This window comes from Massilia arenae, assembly GCF_008014745.1.
In the GTDB taxonomy this organism is placed as follows: Bacteria; Pseudomonadota; Gammaproteobacteria; order Burkholderiales; family Burkholderiaceae_D; genus Telluria; species Telluria arenae.
Genome location: NZ_VPFD01000010.1, coordinates 113,684 through 133,961, shown reverse-complemented (window position 1 = coordinate 133,961; position 20,278 = coordinate 113,684). Strand labels below are relative to the sequence as shown.

Here is a 20,278-nt window from a genome sequence, read left to right as displayed (position 1 = left end):
GCACCCCACGCACGTCATTCCCGTGCTCCCTACGCACGTCATTCCCGCCTGCGCGGGAATGACGGTCTTCAGTGGACAGGTGCTATTAGGGTGCCGTCCGCACCCTGAACAGAACTAACGCAAGCCCGGCAAGCGGCTGTAGGCGCAGTTATCGAACTGCTGCAGCGGCACCGCCGCTGCCAGCGCGGCATACCCCGCATGCGACGGATGCAGGCCGTCGCCGCTGTCATTGGCCTTGGCCAGGTAGGACGGCCGCGCAGGATCGCGCAGCACCGCGTCGAAATCGAACACGCCATCGAAGGCCTTCTCGCTCCTCACCCAATCATTGACCGCCTGGCGCAGCGCCTCATTGTGCTGCGCCGGCGCATAGTAGCCGCTGCCCATGAACGGCGTGATGGTCGCGCCGATCACGCAAATCCCCTTGGCATGGGCGCGCCCGATCATCTGCAAATGCGCCTGCTTCAGGTCCGCCAGCATCGCCTCGATCGCCTGCGGCGTGTCTTCCTTCGAGCGGCGCAGCACGCCGATATCGTTGACGCCGATGAAGACGATCGCGTGGCTCACGCCATTCCTGGCCAGGACGTCGCGCTCGAAGCGTGTGATAAGGCTCGGGCCCAGGCCCTCGCGCAGCAGGCGGCCGCCGCCGATGCCGGCATTGATCACGGCGAGCTGCCGCTTTCCGTCCTGGGCGATGCGCTGCACCAGGTGATCGGTCCAGCGATTGTTGGCGTCGGTCGTGGCGCCGTAGCCGTCGGTGATCGAATCGCCGATCACGACCACGGCCCGCGCGGGCGGCGCCGCGCTCACTTCGATGTCGGCCAGCTGGTGCCAGCGGGTGACGGTCTTCGCATCCGGGAGACTCGCGGCCATGGTCAGGCGACCCGGGGCCAGGTAAGTCGTGGTGCGCGCGCCGGCATGCCCGGTCTGCTGCCCCGCCGTATTCGCCAGGTGCATGGTGACCGCGATATCGAGGCCGCTTGCCGCCGCCAGGTCGACCGGATCGCTGACGTATTCGGCGCCCGCCGGTATGCGCACCGACGTGCTGCCATTGAAGCGGAGAGGCTGGAGCGAGCCCGCCACCACCTCGGAGGAACCCGGCTTCACCGCGCGCGCGATGCTGGCCTCGTTCACGACCAGCATCTCGCTGCCATAAGCATTGCTGATCCGGACCCGGACCTGGCTGCCGCCCAGCGACAGGCGCACCACCTGGCGCACGGTGCCGTCCTTCCACAAATCGGCCGGCATGGCTTCGGCCTGGCCGTACGGCATCTGGGACGTGCCCCAGCTGGCGACCCAGTGACGGGCGCCGCTATCGTTGGCAGACGGTGGGATTGCGCAGGCGCCCAGACCGAACGCGGCCAGGACGGCGATGGCCAGGCGGCCTCGACGTAAAGTACTCAAGATGGTCTCCGGTGATGGCATGGCCTGCGGGAGGCAGGACTACCAAATCTGTAACGCCAATGATAGCGCAAACAAACCGACGGTAGACGGGAGTTTCAGGCAACGATACGCACCGGCGGCCGGATCCGTGGCGCCGCATCGGACTGGCGCCGCACCAGCGTGAACTCGGTCCTGATGTGTTCGGGGCTGGCCGGCAAGCCGGTGCGCTCGTTCGTCACGCGCTGGACGATGCATTCGATCGCCGCTTCGGCCATGTCCATGGTCGGCTGGCGCACGGTGGTCAGCGCCGGCCAGATCGTGGTCGAGAGCGCGGTGTCGTCGAAGCCGACCACCGTGATATCGCCCGGCACGTCGAGCCCCAGGCGATGCGCCACCGCGACCGTGGCGGCGGCCATGTCGTCGTTGCTGGCGAAGATCGCCGTCGGGCGGTCGGCCAGCGCCAGCAGGATCTCGGAGGCGTCGAGCCCGGAACGGTAGTTGAACATCCCCTGTGTCACCAGCTCGGCTGCGGGGTCGGCCCCGAATTCCTTGATGGCGGCCTGGTAGCCTTCCAGCCGCGCCGCGCTGGCCGACTGGTAGGGATGGCCGCTGATGAAGCCGATCCGCTGGTGACCCAGCTCGATCAGGTGGCGCGTCATCTCGTAGGCGGCCTGGCGGTCGTCGATGCCGATCGCGCCGGCCCGCGCATCGGGCTGGCCGCAGGCGATCAGGACCAGCGGAATCCCGGCGTCGACGATGCGCGCCACGATCTCGGCATTGTCGACCAGCGGCGGCGGCAGGATGACGCCGTCCATCTGGTTATCGATCAGGCGCTGGGTGTGGAGGGCGATCTGCTCGCCGTCGGCGCACTTCTCGACCAGCAGCTGGACGTTGTTCAGGCTGACCTTGTTCAGCAATCCCAGCAAGACCTCGGTGAGGTAGGCGCCGCTGCGCACGCTGGGCATGCTGTACAGGAAACCGATGCGGATCGGCCGTGACCCGGCCAGCAGGCGCGCCTCGGGGTTTGGCGCGTAGTTCAGGGCCGCGGCGGCGGCGGTCACCTTCTTGCGGGTGCTCGCGCGCACCGTCGACTTGCCATTCATGACGCGCGAGACCGTCATCGGCGACACCCCGGCGAGCTTGGCCACGTCGGCCATGTTCGGGCCGCGCTTGGCCTCCGCTGGGGTAGTGAGTCCGATATTGGAAGTAGGCATGCGGGGCGACCTCTGACAGAACAATGGTAACGCGATGTTAGCGCGAACTTTAATGATTTAATTCTAACACGCAGCGCCGTACTTACATCCATCTCCAGGCTTATAACTGCTATGCGGATTGACAATAAAGCGGTTGACGGCAGCATGGCATCTCATCCACAATCGAAAACAATGATTGCGCTAACTTTTTATTGGTCAAGCGTGATACATGCGTAACCCGGCCTTTTCGCGACAGCCCGCTGGCGCTCGAAGGTTTGATGGTTGCAATTGCTTTTCAACACATAGATTGGCAAGACAATGACTACAATTATTAAAGCGCAGCCGACGCTGGAGACAACTGAAAAAATCGGCTATGCACTGGGCGACCTGGCCGCCAACCTGATTTTCCAGACCCTGCTCACCTTCCTCGCTTTCTTCTACACCGACGTCTATCAGATCTCACCGAACGCCGCCGCCAGCATCATCTTCATCGGCGGCCTGGTCGGCGCCTGCTTCAACCCGCTGATGGGCATCATCGCCGACCGCACCTCGACCCGCTGGGGCAAGTTCCGCCCCTGGATCCTGTGGACCTCGGTGCCATTCGGCCTGGTGGCGATCCTGGCCTTCAGCACGCCCGACCTGGGCGAGCGCGGCAAGTACATCTACGCGATGCTGACCTACATCCTGCTGATGCTGGTGTACTCGGCCAACAACCTGCCCTACTCGGCCCTGAGCGGCGTACTCACCGGCAGCATGGCCGACCGCAACAGCCTGTCGTCGTACCGCTTCGTCGCGGTGCTGATCGCGCAACTGGTGATCCAGGTGCTGCTGCTGCCGCTGGTGCTGATCCTGGGCGGCGGCGACAAGGTGGCCGGCTTCCAGACCGTGATGATGTTCTTCGCGGTGGCCGGCACCATCTGCTTCCTGATCACCTTCTTCACCACCCGCGAACGCATCGTTCCCACCCAGAGCCAGCGCTCGAGCATCAAGCAGGACGTGGCCGACCTGATGCGCAACCGCCCCTGGGTGGTGATGCTGGTGCTGACCATCCTGGTGTTCATCACGTTGTCGCTCAAGGGCGGCATGTACATCTTCTACTTCCGTAACTTCCTGGAAGAGGCGGCACTGGCGGCCTTCCTGAGCGACGTCGGCTTCCTGACCTTCATCGACGGCCTGAACACGCTACTCACCGGGATGGGCCTGACGCAGTTCCACTGGCCGGAAGACGCCGCCACCTCGGGCTTCAGCTTGTTCAACGCGGTCGGCATCATCCTGATGATCGTCGGGATCGGTTTCTCGAAGCCGCTGGCCGACCGCTTCGGCAAGCGCGACGTGTTCGGCGCCGCCCTGCTGCTGGCGGCTGTGTTCCGCCTGAGCTACTACTGGATCGGCCCGAGCTCGATCGGCCTGGTGTTCGGCGCCCAGATCCTGTACGGCTTCTTCTACGGCATCACGATCCCGCTGCTTTGGGCAATGATCGCCGACGTCGCCGACTATTCGGAATGGAAGAACAACCGCCGCGCCACCGCCCTGCTGTTCTCGGCCATGATCTTCGGCCTCAAGGCGGGCCTCTCCATCGGCGGCGCGCTGGTGGCCGCCTTGCTGTCGGCCTATGGCTACGATGCAGCTCTGGCCGTCCAGTCGGGCCAGGTCGCCGATGGCGTGCGCCTGACGGTCAGCGTCTACGCCGCCATCCCCTTCCTGCTGGCCGTGTGCTGCCTGGCCGCGTACGACATCCGCAAGAACACCGAGCTGCAGATCGAGCGCGAACTCGGCGAACGCCGCGCACTCGCCGCCCAGCAATGATTGTTAATTGAACCCGAACCAGACGATACCCATGCCTGAAAATATCGACAAAGACCGCGTGCAAGCACTGAAAGAGCGCGCCATCTCCCAGCCCCTGCTCGAGCACATCTACATCGCCGATCCGTCCGCCCACGTGTTCGACGGCCGCATCTACATCTATCCTTCGCACGATATCGAGGCCGGCGTGCCCTTCAACGACGACGGCGCCCATTTCGCGATGGAGGATTATCACGTGGTCTCGATGGACCACCCGGGCGCCGAAGCGGTCGACCACGGCGTGGCCCTGCACGTGCGCGACGTGCCGTGGGCGGCGCGCCAGATGTGGGCGCCCGACTGCGCGCGCAAGGACGACAAGTATTACCTGTATTTCCCGGCCAAGCGCCCGGACGGCATCTTCCAGGTCGGCGTCGCTGTCAGCGACACGCCGACCGGCCCGTTCACCGCGCAACCGCAGCCGATCGCCGGCAGCTATTCGATCGACCCGGCCGTGTTCGGCGACGACGATGGCGAGTTCTATCTCTATTTCGGCGGCATCTGGGGCGGCCAGCTGCAGAAGTACCGCGACAACCTCTATAGTCCCGACCATGAAGAACCGGCGGCGCACGAAACGGCCCTGGCGCCGCGCGTGGCGCGCCTGCGCGGCGACATGCTGGAGCTGAGCGAAGAACCGCGCGCGGTGCGCATCCTCGACGCCGACGGCAACGAACTGCTGGCCGGCGACCACGATCGCCGCTTCTTCGAGGCGCCATGGCTGCACAAGCACGACGGCAAATACTACTTCTCGTACTCGACCGGCGACACCCACCTGCTGTGCTATGCGACCGGCGACAGCCCCTACGGCCCGTTCACCTACCAGGGCCAGATCATGACCCCGGTGATCGGCTGGACCACGCACCACTCGATCTGCGAGTTCGAAGGCCGCAGCTATCTGTTCTATCACGACAGCAGCCTGTCCGGCGGCGTCACCCACCTGCGCTCGGTGAAGGTGACCGAGCTGCATTACGACGCCGACGGCAAGATCGTCACCATCGCGCCATATCGCCAGGACTGAGACCTGCGATAACCCCCACAATAAATTAAAGGAGACACCACCCGATGACATCCCGACGCGATACGCTGAAACTGCTTGGCACGGCGGCCGGCGCCATGCTCGCCCCCCACGTACTGGCCGCGCAGGACGCCGGCCCCGCCCTCAAGGACCTGGCCAAGGCCAAAGGCATGCGCTTCGGTAATGCCATCGGCTTGCTGGAAGACCAGGACACCCGCAAGAGTTTCCGCGACCCGGCCTACCGCGCACTGATGGCGCGCGAGTGCAATATGATCGTCGCCGAGAACGAGACCAAGTGGCAGGCCTTGCAACCGAAACCGGGCCCCTACCAATGGGGACCGGCCGACGAGATGTTCGCCTGGGCGCGCAAGGAAGGCATGGCGATCCGCGGCCATGCCCTGATCTGGCAGGATCCGAAGTGGCTGCCCGCCTGGGTGAACGCGCTGGACCTGAAATCCAAGCCGGTCGCCCACGCCGAAGCTATCCTGCGTGAGCACGCCAAGACCGTTTGCACGCACTTGAAGGACGTGATCAGCCACGACGTCGTCAACGAGGCGGTGTCGCCGAAGGACGGCTCCCTGATCCAGAACGTGTTCACCAAGCGCATGGGCGCCGTCGAGCAGATCGAATTCGCCTTCCGCCAGGCCCACGAACACGCGCCGAAGGCGCAGCTGGTGTACAACGACTTCATGGGGCCCGGCCTGGGCGACGACGCCAAGCACCGCGCCGGCGTATTGAAACTGCTGGCAGAGCTCAAGAAGCGTGGCGCCCCGATCCACGCCCTGGGCCTGCAAAGCCATGTCAGCGCGGGCGACATGATGTCCGGCCCTGCCAATGCGGCGGTGTTGCGCGAATGGCGCAAGTTCCTGGACGAGGTCACCGGCATGGGCCTGGACCTCTTGATCACCGAGTTCGACGTCAACGACAAGGCCTTCCCTGCCGATTTCGCCAAGCGCGACGCCGCCACCGCGGCGCTTGCGCGCGACTATCTCGACGTGACCCTGAGCTACCCGACCTGCCGCGATTTCCTGTTGTGGGGCATGGCCGACCACGTGAACTGGCTGCAGGTCTGGGCCGACGCCAAGCGTCCGGACGGCCTGGCGCAGCGTCCGACGCCTTACGACAGCCAGTTGCGCGCCAAGCCGATGCGCGAGGCGATCGCCGCTTCGCTGCGCGCGATGCCGATGCGTAAAGCCTGATTCTTCGACATCAGCACCAGAAAAAAAGGGCAGTCCGCGTAATGCGGACTGCCCTTTTCAGTTAACGCTTCCGATGCTTACAGGCGCGGACTTTGCTGCGGCCCCAGGTAACTCGGCTTCAGGCCACCCGCATCGAGCACCAGCTTCTGCACCACCAGGCCCGGATCCAGCGCCCAGAACTTCAGTACATGCTTGCCCGGCTTGGTCAGTTGGTGTTCGGTGGTGAACACGGCCGCGCCATCCGACACGATCTTTTCCCAGAACGGTTCCGACTCGTCCGCATGCACATTGACGATCTGCGGCGCCTCGTCGTCGATCGACACGGCGTAACGGAAGCCTGCACCTGGCTGGAATTTGAGGGTCGGCGCGAGCGTCACCTGCAATTTCACCTTGCCGCTGCTGACCGTGTTGACGTCGTACTCCAGGCGCATGCCCTGCTTCACGTCCAGCGCGGCAGCGGTCACCGGCAAGGTCGTCACGCCCGAATCGGTGCGGCCATGGCCAGGAATCCTGAGCCAGCTGCGGCCCTCGGGCGCCAGCGCACGGGTATAGTTGGCGGCCTCGATCGACACCACACGATCGGTCTCGACGAAGCCCTTGGCGCCTTTCGGGATGTCCGCGCGGCGCAGCGGCACATTGACCAGCACGCGCGTATTGTTCGGCCCGGTGATCGTCAGCACTGCCGGTTGCGGCTTGGCCGGCACCTTGTCCCAGCGCACGTCGACGGTCACGCGCTGCTCGCCCGTCACCTTGCCGCTCGCCTGGCTCACCACCACCCAGGGCTGATTGGACTCGATGCGATAATCGAACGGTGCACTGCCTCGGTTGAAGATGTCGAGGTAATGCGATTTCTTCACGTAGGGGTCGAACGTTGGCAAGTCCAGCGCCTTGAGGCCGTAAGCGCCCCAGGCCTTGGCGCTGCCCTCGACCGCCACCGACATATTGGCGCCGGGCGGCACATCGATGCGGTGCACGGCCGGCAGCACGTTGGCGCGCGGCTGTTCCCAGTTGACGTAGCCGAAGCGGGTCTGCGACATCATGTGGTTCCACTTGCCGCCGCCAATCGCATGGTATTGGCGCGTCAGTTCGACGTCGTTCTTGTACAGCGCCTGCACGCGCTCGGCCATGTCATTGGTGGTGGCGCGGAACTGCGTCGCATAGTGGTGATTCTGGCCGGCCGCCACATACAGCTCGTTCATATTGGCGGACGCCGCGACCGGATACTGCACCAACTGGAAGAAGGCGTCGCGCTGCTCGGGGCGCAGCTTGGCCGCCATCTTGCTCGCACGTTCAGCCAGCGCCGCATAATCGCGCGCGATGCGGCCCGCTTCGTCGTAATTCAGCACGCTATAGGTGCCTGGCTCGAGCTGCTCGGGCTTGCGGCGGCCATTGAAACGGGTGTAGCCCTCGACCAGCTCGGCGATCTCCACCGCGTGCTCGGCGCCGAACTCGCGCGTGGCCCACAGGCGCAGGTATTCCGGCAGGCGCTCGGCCGGCCAGGCCGCAGGGTTCCAGGCATAGGTCAGGAAGAACTCGATCGGCACTTCCATCGGTTTCAGGTCGCCGACGTTGACGATCCACATGCGCTTGGCGTCGTACTGCCAGGCCAGGTGCATCTGTTCCCAGATCTTCGGGATCGGCGTCACGTTCAGCCATTTATACGAACGCGGACCGCCCACATAGTCGAAGTGGTAGTAGACGCCGGCCCCGCCTGAACGCGCGCGTTCCTCGGGCGTCGGCAGGCGGCGGATATTGGCCCAGTTGTCGTCGCACCAGAGCAGCAGCACGTCGTCGGGCACGCGCATGCCCTTCTCGTAATAGCCCTGCACTTCCTTGTACAGCGCCCACACCTGCGGCACTTCGCCCGCCGGCTTGCCGGTATCCTTCTCGATCATCGCGCGCTGGTCGCGCACGATTTTCTCCAGCAGGTCGACGTTGTCGTTCTCGGACATCGGCTCGTCGCCGTCGCCGCGCATCCCCAGCGTGATCACGCGGTCCTGGCCGTGCGAGTTGCGCAGGCCCTGCTTCCAGAACTCCTGCAGCCCGGCGCCATTCTTGCTGTAGTCCCAGGCGCCCTTGCCGAAGCGGGCCCACTCGTCGTGCGCGCGCATCATCGGCTCGTGGTGCGAGGTGCCCATGATGATGCCCATCTCGTGGGCCAGGCGGCCGTTCTCCGGATCGTCGGCATAGAAGGCCGTGGGCGGCCACATCGCCGGCCACAGGTAGTTGCCGCGCATGCGCAGCACGAGCTCGAACACCTTTTCATAGAAACGGTGGTTGAAGCCGCCGTACTTTTCCTTGGCCCAGTTGGTCAGCGCAGGCGCTTCGTCGTTCAGGAAGATGCCACGGTACTGCACCACAGGGGCATCGCTCACCTTGGTGTCAGGCGCGACGGACAGCGTCGCCTGGCGCGCCGGGACCACGTCGGCCCACCACTTCCAGGGCGAGACGCCGATCTGCTCCGACAGGGTATAGACGCCGAAGATGGCGCCGCGCCGGTCGCTGCCGGCCACCACCAGTGCGCGCGCCACGCCCGGCATCGGGTTGGCCACGGTCTGGATCAGGAAACCTTCCCATTTGCCGCGGATGGCGGCGGCGTCGATCTTGCCCTCGGCGGCGAGGCGATCTACCAGGGCGCTCTGGCCCAGGGTGCCGACGATGACGACACTGTCGGCCGCGCTGCTGGCGCTGTCGGCGAGTACAGGCTTGGCGCCGGTGACCAGCGCGATGTCGCCCTGCAGGTCGGCGACGGCGCGCCGCACGCCCGCATCGTCGTTCGGATCGACCAGCAAGGGCGCGGCGCGACCCTTGTCCGCCAGTACCACGGATTGCGGGCCGGCCTCGAAGCGCACGATCTGGCGCTCGCCCAGCGCCCAGGCCGAGGGCGCGGCCAGCACCGCGCATACTGCGGTCAATGGCGCGAGGGCGCGCCGGAACAGCTTCATTGTCAGTGTCATGAGCTACCTTGTCTCCTGTTTGTTATGGTGCATCGCACTCTGTAATAACAATTTATAACATTTAGTGTTAGCGCGATCATTCGAGTATAGGTTTGTCGATTCTTTCTTGTCAATTCCTGAGTCGCCAAGTCGGGATCACAGGACGGCGGGTGTAAAATGCCGCTCTTTTCATTCACACCAACAGTTATCCATGAAGCCCGCCCGCATCCTGACCTTCAAGTGCGCCAAGTGCACCAAGCCGGTCAAAGTCTTCCTCCAGAAAGTGTCCGCCTGCTCGCACATCCAGCCTTACCAGGGCATCTGCGCCTGCGGCGAAGTGAAGCGCCACGCGACCGGCAGCCCGGACGCGGTGAAGTCCTATATCGAGTCGCTTGATACCAACTGGCATCACCATCACTGATATGACGACGCGCATCGAATGGGTGGAAGGCGGCGAGATGCGCTCGGCGCTGTGGCGTTCCGAGAGCGGCTGGCCCGCGCCGAAGAAAGTGGTGCTGGCCGACGACACCATGAGCGCCGACGCCGCCTATCGGCTGGCGCTGGAAGGCACCGCCCTGCTCTGGCGCGGCGACTTCCAGAATGCACGCCAGCTGCTGCAGGCGCTGGTGCGCCGCATCGAGCACAAGGGCGAACGCGGCCGCCGCGCCAAGCCCAAGGCCCCGGCCACGCCGACCGAAGCATTCCACCGCCACCGCCTGACCCAGCTCCAGCGCGCCCGCACGCTGGCCATGGTCCTGATCCCGTTCGAGGCCGACCATGGCATCCCGCTGCGGCGCGCGCCGGATGCGCGCCTGGCCTGCCTGGAGGCCTATGGCCCGGCCACCGAACCCTATGTGGCTTCGCTGCGCGAACTGCTGGGCGTGATCGGCGCCCATGAGTGGCGCCGCAAAGGCGTCATGATCCCCGCGCTCGACGATCGCATCCACCCCTGGTATGGCGTGTTTTCGCCGGTGCGCGGCGAATACGTCGAACTGGTGGCGCAGGCGCCGCTGCCTGCGAACGCCAAAGTCGCCTTTGACGTCGGCGCCGGCACCGGCGTGCTGTCCGCCGTGCTGGCGCGGCGCGGCATGCGGGTGGTCGCCACCGATATGGATGCGCGGGCGCTCGGCTGCGCGCGCGAGAACGTCGCGCGGCTCGGCCTGGCCGCGCAAGTCGAGGTGGTGCAGGCCGACTTGTTCCCGCACGGCCATGCCCGTGCCCCGCTGGTGGTCTGCAATCCGCCCTGGCTGCCGGGCAAGCCGAGTTCGGCGATCGAATATGCGATCTACGATCCGGACAGCCGCATGCTGCGCGGCTTCCTCGGTGGACTCAAGGAGCATCTGGAGCCCGGTGGCGAAGGCTGGCTGATCATGTCGGATTTCGCAGAGCACCTGGGCTTGCGCAGCCGCGAGCAGTTGTTGGGCTGGATCGGGGATGCGGGGCTGGAAGTCGTGGCGCGCCACGATACGCGTCCTGTTCACCCGCGCGCCAGCGATGCGGACGATCCGCTGCATGCGGCGCGTTCGAAGGAAGTCACCTCGCTGTGGCGCTTGCGCGCTGCTGACTAAAGCAGTCTTATTAAAGCAGTCCTATAGCGGCAACTTGCGCACCTCGGTCTCGCCGGGGGCCAGCAAGTTGCCGCCTTCCCCCACCGGTGCCATGCGCCGCAGGGACTTGCCGGTCTTCTTCTCGACCAGATCTGAATGCGCCTCATCCGGCGCGAACAGTTCCACTTCTCCCCACTGCCTCAACGCCACCACGACCGGAAATAGCCGCTGGCCGCGCTCGGTGAGCACGTATTCCTGGTAGGCGCCGCCCTTTGCACTCGGCTGGATAGCCAGGATGCCGGCCTCCACCAGTCGCCGCAATCGATCGGCAAGAATATTGCGCGCGACACCCAGATTGCGCTGGAAGTCGGTAAAGCGGCGCATCCCGTCGAAGGCGTCACGCACGATCAGGAGCGACCAGCGGTCGCCGATCAGGTCGACCGACCGCGCTACCGGGCAAGAATCATCAACAGCGGCATCTCTTTTCGTCATAGTGGTTGCATTTTAAAACCACCTTGACTACGATTCAACTGGTTTCAATTTGCAACCAGATTAAGAGATGATGTCGAATACACGTACTCCCTTATTTGCCACCGCCGCGGGCATGAGCGTCGCCAATGTCTATTACGCCCAGCCGCTGCTGGACGCCGTGGCACGCGATTTTTCCATCCCGCTGGCGGCCGTCGGCGGCATCGTCACCGCCACCCAGCTCGGCTGCGGGCTGGCGCTGCTGTTCGTGGTGCCGCTGGGCGACCTGCTCGAGCGCCGGCGCCTGATGCTGGCACAAGCCGTGCTGCTGGCCGCGATCCTGGCCGCCGTCGCCATCGTGAACTCGGCGCCCCTGCTCCTGGCGGCCATGCTGCTGACGGGCCTGCTCGGCACCGCCATGACCCAGGGCCTGATCGCCTACGCGGCCAGCAGCGCGGCAGAGCATGAGCGCGGCCGCGTGGTCGGCGCCACCCAGGGCGGCGTCTTCGTCGGCCTGCTGCTGGCGCGCGTGGTGGCGGGCGGCATCGGCGACGTGGCGGGCTGGCGCGGCGTATATATAGGCTCGGCCGGCGCCATGCTGCTGCTCGCGGCGCTGCTATGGCGCCGGCTACCGAGACTGGAACGCAGCGGAACGCACATGCCCTATCCCGCCCTGATCGCCTCGATGCTGGATTTGCTGCGACGGCACCGCGTGCTGCAGGTGCGCGGCGTGCTCGCTTTACTGATGTTCGCGGCCTTCAATGTGTTCTGGAGCGCACTCGTGCTGCCGCTGAGCGCGGCGCCCTACAGTTTCTCGCACACCGTCATCGGCGCCTTCGGCCTGGTCGGCGCGGCCGGTGCGCTGGCCGCCACTTATGCGGGCCGCCTGGCGGACCGAGGTCTTGAGCGGCAGGTCACGCTGGGCGCGCTGCTCTTGCTGCTGCTGGCGTGGCTGCCACTGGCGCTGATGCCGGTCTCACTGTGGGCGCTGGTCATCGGCATCGTGCTGCTCGACTTGGGCGGCCAGGCGATCCACGTCACCAACCAGGGCATGATCTTTCGTTCCGGCAGCGAAGCGCATAGCCGGCTGGTTGGGGCCTATATGTTGTTCTATGCGGTGGGTAGTGGGCTGGGTGCGATAGCGTCGACCCAGGTCTACGCCTACGCGGGCTGGACCGGAGTGTGCCTGCTGGGTGCGGGCATCAGCCTGGTCGCTCTGCTGTTCTGGACGGCGACCCGAAAGCTGAGTGGCGGCTCGAATTAACTTGGACCCCCACCTTCGTGGGGGCGACTGTCGCCTTTGGCGACAGTCGATTGCAAATACCGGTTGAACGCGCTATACTATCGTTCTCAGACGCGGGGTGGAGCAGTCTGGCAGCTCGTCGGGCTCATAACCCGAAGGTCACAGGTTCAAATCCTGTCCCCGCAACCAAATTCAATACAAAGCCCGACTCAACGAGCCGGGCTTTTGTTTTCTGCGGCAGAAAATGCAGAGGGCAGAGGATGAGAGACAAGAAAGACAACGCAACGTTCGACCTGCCCGGCTTCGAGCCGGCCGCGCCGCTCGTTTCGCTGCCTGGCTCCAGTCCAGAGCACCAATCGGTGCTCAAGCGCACCGGCCCTCGTCCGCGCCGCATCGCGCTCAAGCAAGAGCAGCTTCGCCTGCTCGATGAAACCGACACCACCGGCCTGCCCGTCTGGAAGCGCGACGACAAACTCGACCTGACCGGCCTGCCGGTCTGGGCGCCCGATTCCGAATAGCCCGGCCCTGCCGGCTGGAGGCTTAGCCATGCAATCCGACTCGTTCACCTCGCTGTCCCTCGAACCGCGTTTCCTCGCCAACCTGGCCACCCTCGGCTACCACCACATGACGCAAGTGCAGGCCGAGACCCTGCCGTCGGTGCTGGCCGGGCGCGACCTGATCGCCCAGGCCAAGACCGGCAGCGGCAAGACCGCGGCCTTCGGCATCGGCATCCTGAACAAGCTCAATCCAGCCTGGTTCGCGGTGCAGGGCCTGGTGCTGTGCCCGACGCGCGAGCTGGCCGACCAGGTGGCGGGCGAATTGCGGCGCCTGGCGCGCGGTGTCGGCAACGTCAAGATCCTGACCCTGACCGGCGGCGTGTCGATGCGGCCGCAGATCGCGTCGCTCGAGCATGGCGCCCACATCGTGGTCGGCACCCCGGGCCGCATCCGCGACCACCTGGGCCGCGCCACGCTCGACCTGTCGAAGGTGCAAACCCTGGTGCTCGACGAAGCCGACCGCATGACCGACATGGGTTTCTATGACGAGATCGCGGGCATCGTGTCGGCCACGCCGGTCCATCGCCAGACCCTGCTGTTCTCGGCGACCTATCCGGACGATATCCGCTTTGCCACCGCCGGCTTCCTGCGCGACCCGCTCGAAGTGAAGGTCGAGGGCAAGCACAGCCTGGAGGCGATCGACCAGCGCTTCTACGAGATCGGCTTCGAAGGCCGCGAGGAAGCGGTCGGCCGCCTGCTCAAGGCGCATCGCCCGGTATCGGCCCTCGCCTTCTGCAATACCAAGGCGCGCTGCCGCGAACTGGCCGACAGCCTGCAGGCGCAAGGCTTCTCGGCGCTGGCGCTGTACGGCGAACTGGAACAGCAGGAACGCGACGAGATCCTGGTGCTGTTCAGTAACCGCAGCTGCTCGGTGCTGGTGGCCACCGACGTCGCCGCGCGCGGCCTCGACATCGCCGACCTCGATACCGTGATCAACGTCGACGTCTCGCGCGACCCCGAAGTCCACGTGCACCGCGTCGGCCGCACCGGCCGCGCCGGCGCGAGCGGCATGGCGCATACGCTGGTGGCGCCGAACGAAAAGAAATGGGTGCGCCTGGTCGAGGAATACCAGAACCAGGAAGCGATCTGGGAAAACCTCGACGCGCTGGGCGAGCACCAGGAACCGGCCGCGCCGGCGCCGATGGTGACCCTGTGCGTGGCCGGCGGCAAGAAGGCCAAACTGCGTCCGGGCGACCTGCTGGGCGCCCTGACCGGCGACGCCGGCCTGACCCGCGAACAGGTCGGCAAGATCAATATCGGCGAGTTCAACAGCTATATCGCGCTGGAGCGGACCATTGCGGAGGCCGCGGTCGCACGCCTGGGGCAAGGCGATGCGCCGGGACCGGGCTTCGGCGCCATCAAGGGCCGCTGGTTCAAGATGCGCTTCGTGGAAGTCTGAGCCTTACCATAGCGCACTCGACAAGCACCGCGCACGGTTGAGCGGGACCGCGCCATCCACGGCGCAATTCTGGCATTATTTGCAATAAATAAATAATCACCGGACGCCCCTCCAGCGTCCGGCGCGATGCCATGATGAGTTCCGACACCGCAACACAGCAGCTCGACGGCCGTACCGTCCGCGAAATCGTCGAGCACAACCACGAGATGGTCAGCGAAGCCTGGTGCCGCCGCATCGTGCGCCAGGTGCTGCAATCGCTCGAGGTGCAATACGGCATGCGCATGCCGCATCGCCTGATCACGCCCGACACCCTGCTCATCCTCGATTCGGGCGATCCGATGCTGCTACCCAGCTCGGACCAGGAACCGGACCCCGAGTTGCTGCCCGAGATCGAGGCGCGCGACGTGCATGACCTCGCCGCCGTCGTGCACTATGCGGTGACGCTCGACCTTGTTCCCACCACGCCGCTGCGCGGCCGCCCGCTCGGCGACTACAGCGAATCCTTCATCGAGGCCATCGACCGTTGCCTGGCGCCCGATCCGGCACTGCGGCCGCAGACCATCGAACAGATGCGCGAGCTGCTGGGCATCGTGGTGCTCGCGCCGCCATCCACGGCATTGCTGCCGCCGGAGGAAGACGATGCCGCGCCCGTGCAAGCGGCAGCGCCCGCCGATGTGCCAGTGGCGCCGGCCGTCACGCCGGCATCGTCCTTGGCGCCAGTCCACCTGCCCCGGACCCGTTCCGCACCCGATCCGGTCGCGGCCCCTGCCGCCACCGAGCGCCCGCGGCGCTGGCTGTTGATCGGCATCATCGCCCTGGTCGTGGCGGCGGCGCTGGCCGCCCTGTTCGCACTGCTGCGCCAGGCCGACTCCAGCGATGCGCTGGCACTGTCGGTGCCGCCCGCGCTCGAAGAGCCGTACAACGCATCCGAGACGCCGCTGGTGGCGCTGCCCCAGGAACCCGTGGCCCGGCTGGAAGGCCCGGTAATCGACGAAACCGCCTCCGGCGCACCGGTTGCGGCGCCGCCCGCGCCGGACGCCGCGGTGCCGCCCACCGCGGTCCAGCTGGCGCCCAGGGGCACCCCGCCCGAGGCGGCCATTGCCGGCACCACCTATACCCTGGCGGTCAAGCCCTGGGGCACGATCGTCGTCGACGGCGTCGAGCGCGGCGCCAGCCCACCGCTCAGGCGCATCACGCTGCCGCCGGGCGAGCACACGATCCGCATCGTCAACCCGAGCTTCCCGGAACACACCATCACCGTGAACTCGGTCGAAGGCCAGGCGGGCACGATCGAACTTGATTTCACCGAGGAGGCAGCACAGTGAGCATTGCAACCATGAGCCGGACGGCTGCGCTGGCCGCGCTGGCGCTGGCCCTTTCAGGCTGCACCCAGTTCGGCCCCATGTTCGGCGGCCAGGAGAAAGCCCGGCCGCATCCGCGCGCCGACGGTGCACAGCCACGCAACCAGCGCGCCCAACGCGCGCAACAGCCGAACCGCCCCGCCGCGCCGGCGCCCAACCGCGACGACGTCGCGTTGCGCGAAGGCATTGCGCTGTACGATAAGGGCGACTACGACGGCGCGATCCGGCGCCTGAACGGCAGCGACATGAACGGCGCCGGCCAGCGCGAACGGCTGACCGCTCTCAAATACACCGCCTTCAGCTATTGCGTGACCGGCCGCCAGGCGCTGTGCCGCCAGACCTTCGACCGCGCTTTCAAGCTCGATGCGTCCTTCGATCTCGGCCCGGGCGAGCATGGGCACCCGCAGTGGGGACCGGTGTTCGCGCAGGCGAAACAGGCGGTCAAACGCTGAATCCTAGACCCTGATGTGCGCCACATAGGTCGGCGCCCTGCGGCGCCGGCCGGCCTGTTCATAGGCATAGGCCATGGCGATCAGCGCCGGCTCGCTCCAGGCCTTGCCCACGAAGGACAGGCCGATCGGCAGCCCGTGCAGCAGGCCGGCCGGTACCGTGACGTGCGGATAGCCGGCCACTGCCGCCGGCGATGAAAAGCTGCTGCCGTAATGGTCGCCGTTGATGTAGTCGGTAAGCCAGGCCGGGCCGCCGGTCGGCGCCACCAGGGCGTCGAGCTTGCGGTCGCGCAGCACCTGCTCCAGCCCCTTGTCGCGCGCATAGCGCCGGTTGTTGGCCAGCGCCTTCACGTAGTCGCGCGCTTGCAGGCCGCCCTTGGACTGGGCCGCGATCAGGTGTTCCTGGCCGAAATACGGCATCTCGCGCTTGGCATTGCGCACATTGAAGTCGATGATGTCGGCCATGGTCTTGACCGGCGCGTGCGGCGCATAGGCCGCCAGCCAGGCCTCGAGGTCGGGCCGGAACTCGTGCAGCAGCACCGTCAGCTCGGTCTCGCCGTACTTGTCGCTATTGGGGATCGTGACGTCTTCCAGGATCGCGCCCTGCTCCCTCAGCAGGGTCAGCTCTTTCTCGATCAGGGCATTCACCCCTTCATTGGCGCCGAAGAAGTCGCGCGCCACGCCCAACCGCTTGCCGCGCAGGCCATCCTTGCGCAAGAAGCTCGCATAATTGATGCGCGGGGCCTTGGCGGTGACGCCGTCTTGCGGATCGGGACCGGCCAGCGCGCCCAGCAAAAAGGCGGCGTCCGCCACGCTGCGCGTCATCGGGCCGACCGTATCCTGCGAGTGCGCGATCGGGATGATGCCGGCGCGGCTGACCAGGCCCAGGGTCGGCTTGATGCCGACGATGCCGCAGCTGGCGCTGGGCGAGACGATCGAGCCGTCGGTCTCGGTGCCCACCGCCAGCGTGGCCAGGCTGGCCGCCATGGCCGCCGCCGAGCCGGAACTCGAACCGCTGGTGTTGCGGTCGAGCGCATACGGGTTGCGGGTCTGGCCGCCGCGCGCGCTCCAGCCGCTGGTCGAGCGCACCGAGCGCATATTCGCCCATTCCGACAGATTGGTCTTGCCCAGGATGACGGCGCCGGCCGTGCGCAGCCGCGCGACCAGGTGGGCGTCGCGGGCGGCGCGCACGCCGTCCAGCGCCAGCGAGCCGGCGGTGGTGCTCATCTTGTCGCCGGTGGCGATATTGTCCTTCAATAGCACCGGGATGCCGTGCAGCGGACCGCGCAGCTTGCCGGCCTTGCGCTCGCGGTCGCGCTCGCGGGCGATCGCGAGGGCGTCGGGATTGAGCTCGATGACCGAACGCAGGCGCGGGCCGGCGCGGTCGACGGCCTCGATACGGGCCAGGTAACGCGTGGCGAGCCCGTGCGCCGTCAGCTTGCCGGCGCGCATGGCCTGCTGCTGGAGCTGCACGCCGGCTTCGAGCATCGGATCGGGCCTGAATCTTGCGGAAGCCGGCTTCTGCGCGGTCGCAGCCAGTGCCAGGCCAGATGTTCCCGCGGCCGCGCCGGCCGCCAAACCCAGTCGTACAAAATCCCTGCGCTCCATGCCCCGCCACTCCATGTATTACAAAGCAATAGCATAGCAGCACGGCAGGCCGTCCCGCAGCACTTCTGTGATACGCAGAACCACTTACAGGCCACACCATCATATATTGGACAAATCCAGCCCCAGCCTTCACCCTGATGCCATCATTGTTTTTCGCATATGCAGGAGCATCCATGCCGACCTACCGTTCGCACACCACCACCCAGGGCCGCAATATGGCCGGAGCCCGCGCGCTGTGGCGCGCCACCGGCATGAAGGACGGCGACTTCGACAAGCCGATCATCGCCGTCGTCAATTCCTTCACCCAGTTCGTGCCCGGCCACGTCCACCTGAAAGACCTGGGCCAGCTGGTCGCGCGAGAGATCGAGGCGTCCGGCGGCGTGGCCAAGGAGTTCAACACGATCGCGGTCGACGACGGCATCGCCATGGGCCATGGCGGCATGCTGTATTCGCTGCCTTCGCGCGACCTGATCGCCGACTCGGTCGAGTACATGGTCAATGCCCACTGCGCCGACGCCATGGTGTGCATCTCGAACTGCGACAAGATCACGCCGGGCATGCTGATGGCGGCGATGCGCCTGAACATCCCGACCGTGTTTGTCTCGGGCGGCCCGATGGAGGCCGGCAAGGTGGTCAAGGTGGTCAACAACGAGCGCAAGGTGATCAAGCTCGACCTGATCGACGCCATGATCAAGGCCGGCGACGCCAGCGTGTCCGACGCCGACGTGGCGGAAGTGGAACGTTCGGCCTGTCCGACCTGCGGCTCGTGTTCCGGCATGTTCACCGCCAATTCGATGAACTGCCTCACCGAGGCGCTCGGCCTGTCCCTGCCGGGCAACGGCACCATCGTCGCTACCCACGCCGACCGCAAGGAACTGTTCCTGCGCGCGGGACGCCTGATCGTCGACGCGGCCAAGCGCCACTACGAAGGCGACGATTACTCGGTGCTGCCACGCTCGATCGCCACCAAGGCCGCGTTCGAAAACGCGATGGCGCTCGACGTCTCGATGGGCGGCTCGACCAATACCGTGCTGCACCTGCTGGCCGCCGCCCACGAGGCCGAAGTCGAGTTCACGATGGCCGACATCGACCGCATTTCGCGCCTGGTGCCCTGCCTGTGCAAGGTGGCGCCGATGACCGACAAATTCCACATCGAAGACGTGCACCGCGCCGGCGGCATCCCTGCGATCCTGGGCGAGCTGGCGCGCGCCGGCCTGCTCGACACCTCGCTGCCGACCGTGCACAGCCCCAGCATCGGCGCCGCGATCGAGAAATACGACATCAAGGTCAGCGACGACGCCGACGTGCACCGCTGGTTCCGCGCAGCGCCAGGCGGCGTGCCGACCCAGGTGGCGTTCTCGCAATCGGAGCGCTACGAACAGAACGACCTGGACCGCACCAGCGGCTGCATCCGCGACCGCGCGCACGCCTACTCGCAGGACGGCGGCCTGGCGGTCCTGTACGGGAACATCGCCGAGAAGGGCTGCATCGTCAAGACCGCCGGCGTGGACGAAAGCATCCTCAAGTTTTCCGGCAAGGCGCGCGTGTTCGAGAGCCAGGATGCGGCGGTGGAAGCAATCCTGGGCGACACCGTGCATGCGGGCGACGTCGTCATCATCCGCTACGAAGGCCCGAAAGGCGGGCCGGGCATGCAAGAGATGCTGTACCCGACCTCGTACATCAAGTCGAAGGGCCTGGGCAAGGCTTGCGCGCTGTTCACCGATGGGCGTTTCTCGGGCGGTTCGTCAGGGCTGGTGATCGGCCACGCCTCGCCGGAGGCAGCGGAAGGCGGCGCCATCGGGCTGGTGGAAGAAGGCGATATGATCGATATCGATATCCCGGCGCGCACGATCAATCTGCGCGTGACTGCCGAGGAACTGGCGCACCGCCGGGCGGCGATGGAGGCGCGTGGGCTGGATGCGTGGCAGCCGGTCGGGCGCGAGCGTTACGTGTCGCAGGCGCTGCAGGCGTATGCGGCGCTGACCACCTCGGCCGACCGTGGGGCGGTGCGGGATTTGTCGCAACTGCGACGCTGAAGTCTGCTGAACTTGGGTCCCCGCCTTCGCGGGGATGCGCCCTGCCGG

The 20,278-nt window shown here is 66.2% G+C and carries 16 protein-coding genes and 1 tRNA gene; 12 read left to right on the top strand and 5 right to left on the bottom strand.

The annotated features are described in order from the left end of the window. Nucleotides 1-114: 114 nt before the first annotated feature. Complete coding sequence (locus FVD38_RS11160; protein ID WP_147934881.1) at nt 115-1,401, bottom strand: SGNH/GDSL hydrolase family protein; 1,287 nt, start codon at nt 1,399-1,401, stop codon at nt 115-117. Between the two features lie 95 nt (nt 1,402-1,496). Further along, the gene (locus tag FVD38_RS11155; protein ID WP_147934880.1) at nt 1,497-2,594 is read right to left on the bottom strand and encodes a LacI family DNA-binding transcriptional regulator; all 1,098 of its coding nucleotides are present in this window, start codon (nt 2,592-2,594) and stop codon (nt 1,497-1,499) included. Nucleotides 2,595-2,891: 297 nt separating this feature from the next. On the opposite strand from FVD38_RS11155, the gene FVD38_RS11150 reads away from it, so the two are divergent. The 3 genes from FVD38_RS11150 to FVD38_RS11140 are packed head-to-tail and all read left to right on the top strand — an operon-like array spanning nt 2,892 to nt 6,626. Further along, on the top strand, nt 2,892-4,379 hold the full coding sequence (locus FVD38_RS11150) for an MFS transporter (RefSeq protein WP_147934879.1): 1,488 nt from the start codon (nt 2,892-2,894) through the stop codon (nt 4,377-4,379). A 31-nt stretch (nt 4,380-4,410) separates the two neighbouring features. Continuing rightward, nucleotides 4,411-5,430 (top strand): glycoside hydrolase family 43 protein, encoded by a 1,020-nt coding sequence (locus FVD38_RS11145; RefSeq protein WP_147934878.1) that lies wholly within the window; start codon nt 4,411-4,413, stop codon nt 5,428-5,430. 44 nt (nt 5,431-5,474) lie between these two features. Further along, nucleotides 5,475-6,626: an endo-1,4-beta-xylanase gene (locus FVD38_RS11140; RefSeq protein ID WP_147934877.1), complete on the top strand. Its 1,152-nt coding sequence runs from the start codon at nt 5,475-5,477 to the stop codon at nt 6,624-6,626. Nucleotides 6,627-6,703: 77 nt separating this feature from the next. Here FVD38_RS11140 and FVD38_RS11135 read toward each other — a convergent pair whose 3' ends face one another. After that, nucleotides 6,704-9,583 (bottom strand): glycosyl hydrolase 115 family protein, encoded by a 2,880-nt coding sequence (locus FVD38_RS11135; protein WP_147934876.1) that lies wholly within the window; start codon nt 9,581-9,583, stop codon nt 6,704-6,706. Between the two features lie 190 nt (nt 9,584-9,773). Between FVD38_RS11135 and FVD38_RS11130 the strand changes: the two genes are divergently transcribed. Both FVD38_RS11130 and FVD38_RS11125 read left to right on the top strand, forming a co-directional pair. Continuing rightward, complete coding sequence (locus FVD38_RS11130; protein WP_147934875.1) at nt 9,774-9,983, top strand: hypothetical protein; 210 nt, start codon at nt 9,774-9,776, stop codon at nt 9,981-9,983. Nucleotide 9,984: 1 nt separating this feature from the next. Further along, nucleotides 9,985-11,130, top strand: coding sequence for a methyltransferase (locus tag FVD38_RS11125; protein ID WP_187271550.1), 1,146 nt, complete (start codon nt 9,985-9,987; stop codon nt 11,128-11,130). Between the two features lie 21 nt (nt 11,131-11,151). Here FVD38_RS11125 and FVD38_RS11120 read toward each other — a convergent pair whose 3' ends face one another. Beyond that, complete coding sequence (locus FVD38_RS11120; protein WP_147934874.1) at nt 11,152-11,601, bottom strand: winged helix-turn-helix transcriptional regulator; 450 nt, start codon at nt 11,599-11,601, stop codon at nt 11,152-11,154. Between the two features lie 70 nt (nt 11,602-11,671). On the opposite strand from FVD38_RS11120, the gene FVD38_RS11115 reads away from it, so the two are divergent. The 6 genes from FVD38_RS11115 (at nt 11,672) to FVD38_RS11090 (ending at nt 16,589) form a co-directional block, all read left to right on the top strand. Beyond that, nucleotides 11,672-12,841, top strand: coding sequence for an MFS transporter (locus FVD38_RS11115; protein WP_187271549.1), 1,170 nt, complete (start codon nt 11,672-11,674; stop codon nt 12,839-12,841). Nucleotides 12,842-12,932: 91 nt separating this feature from the next. After that, nucleotides 12,933-13,009: transfer RNA gene (locus tag FVD38_RS11110), tRNA-Met, on the top strand. Nucleotides 13,010-13,080: 71 nt separating this feature from the next. Beyond that, nucleotides 13,081-13,338, top strand: coding sequence for a hypothetical protein (locus tag FVD38_RS11105; RefSeq protein ID WP_147934872.1), 258 nt, complete (start codon nt 13,081-13,083; stop codon nt 13,336-13,338). A gap of 28 nt (nt 13,339-13,366) precedes the next feature. Then, a complete protein-coding gene (gene dbpA / locus FVD38_RS11100; RefSeq protein WP_147934871.1) occupies nt 13,367-14,776 on the top strand; it encodes an ATP-dependent RNA helicase DbpA in 1,410 nt (469 codons plus the stop codon). A 131-nt stretch (nt 14,777-14,907) separates the two neighbouring features. Continuing rightward, complete coding sequence (locus tag FVD38_RS11095; protein ID WP_147934870.1) at nt 14,908-16,101, top strand: serine/threonine-protein kinase; 1,194 nt, start codon at nt 14,908-14,910, stop codon at nt 16,099-16,101. Nucleotides 16,102-16,112: 11 nt separating this feature from the next. Then, on the top strand, nt 16,113-16,589 hold the full coding sequence (locus tag FVD38_RS11090; RefSeq protein ID WP_229493591.1) for a TssQ family T6SS-associated lipoprotein: 477 nt from the start codon (nt 16,113-16,115) through the stop codon (nt 16,587-16,589). 3 nt (nt 16,590-16,592) lie between these two features. Here the strand turns inward: FVD38_RS11090 and FVD38_RS11085 are convergent, their stop codons facing one another. Beyond that, on the bottom strand, nt 16,593-18,194 hold the full coding sequence (locus FVD38_RS11085) for an amidase (protein ID WP_147934868.1): 1,602 nt from the start codon (nt 18,192-18,194) through the stop codon (nt 16,593-16,595). Between the two features lie 173 nt (nt 18,195-18,367). Here FVD38_RS11085 and ilvD point away from each other — a divergent pair, with 173 nt between their 5' ends. After that, entirely contained in the window at nt 18,368-20,230 is a 1,863-nt protein-coding gene (ilvD, locus tag FVD38_RS11080; RefSeq protein WP_147934867.1) for a dihydroxy-acid dehydratase, read from the top strand. The last annotated feature ends 48 nt before the right edge of the window (nt 20,231-20,278 follow it).

What these genes read in the sequence shown, in the direction of transcription:
- FVD38_RS11155 (WP_147934880.1), bottom strand. Translation starts at nt 2,594, where the DNA reads ATGCCTACTTCCAATATCGGACTCACTACCCCAGCGGAGGCCAAGCGC.
- FVD38_RS11150 (WP_147934879.1), top strand. Translation starts at nt 2,892, where the DNA reads ATGACTACAATTATTAAAGCGCAGCCGACGCTGGAGACAACTGAAAAA.
- FVD38_RS11145 (WP_147934878.1), top strand. Translation starts at nt 4,411, where the DNA reads ATGCCTGAAAATATCGACAAAGACCGCGTGCAAGCACTGAAAGAGCGC.
- FVD38_RS11140 (WP_147934877.1), top strand. Translation starts at nt 5,475, where the DNA reads ATGACATCCCGACGCGATACGCTGAAACTGCTTGGCACGGCGGCCGGC.
- FVD38_RS11135 (WP_147934876.1), bottom strand. Translation starts at nt 9,583, where the DNA reads ATGACACTGACAATGAAGCTGTTCCGGCGCGCCCTCGCGCCATTGACC.
- FVD38_RS11130 (WP_147934875.1), top strand. Translation starts at nt 9,774, where the DNA reads ATGAAGCCCGCCCGCATCCTGACCTTCAAGTGCGCCAAGTGCACCAAG.
- FVD38_RS11125 (WP_187271550.1), top strand. Translation starts at nt 9,985, where the DNA reads ATGACGACGCGCATCGAATGGGTGGAAGGCGGCGAGATGCGCTCGGCG.
- FVD38_RS11120 (WP_147934874.1), bottom strand. Translation starts at nt 11,601, where the DNA reads ATGACGAAAAGAGATGCCGCTGTTGATGATTCTTGCCCGGTAGCGCGG.
- FVD38_RS11115 (WP_187271549.1), top strand. Translation starts at nt 11,672, where the DNA reads ATGTCGAATACACGTACTCCCTTATTTGCCACCGCCGCGGGCATGAGC.
- FVD38_RS11105 (WP_147934872.1), top strand. Translation starts at nt 13,081, where the DNA reads ATGAGAGACAAGAAAGACAACGCAACGTTCGACCTGCCCGGCTTCGAG.
- dbpA (WP_147934871.1), top strand. Translation starts at nt 13,367, where the DNA reads ATGCAATCCGACTCGTTCACCTCGCTGTCCCTCGAACCGCGTTTCCTC.
- FVD38_RS11095 (WP_147934870.1), top strand. Translation starts at nt 14,908, where the DNA reads ATGATGAGTTCCGACACCGCAACACAGCAGCTCGACGGCCGTACCGTC.
- FVD38_RS11090 (WP_229493591.1), top strand. Translation starts at nt 16,113, where the DNA reads ATGAGCCGGACGGCTGCGCTGGCCGCGCTGGCGCTGGCCCTTTCAGGC.
- FVD38_RS11085 (WP_147934868.1), bottom strand. Translation starts at nt 18,194, where the DNA reads ATGGAGCGCAGGGATTTTGTACGACTGGGTTTGGCGGCCGGCGCGGCC.
- ilvD (WP_147934867.1), top strand. Translation starts at nt 18,368, where the DNA reads ATGCCGACCTACCGTTCGCACACCACCACCCAGGGCCGCAATATGGCC.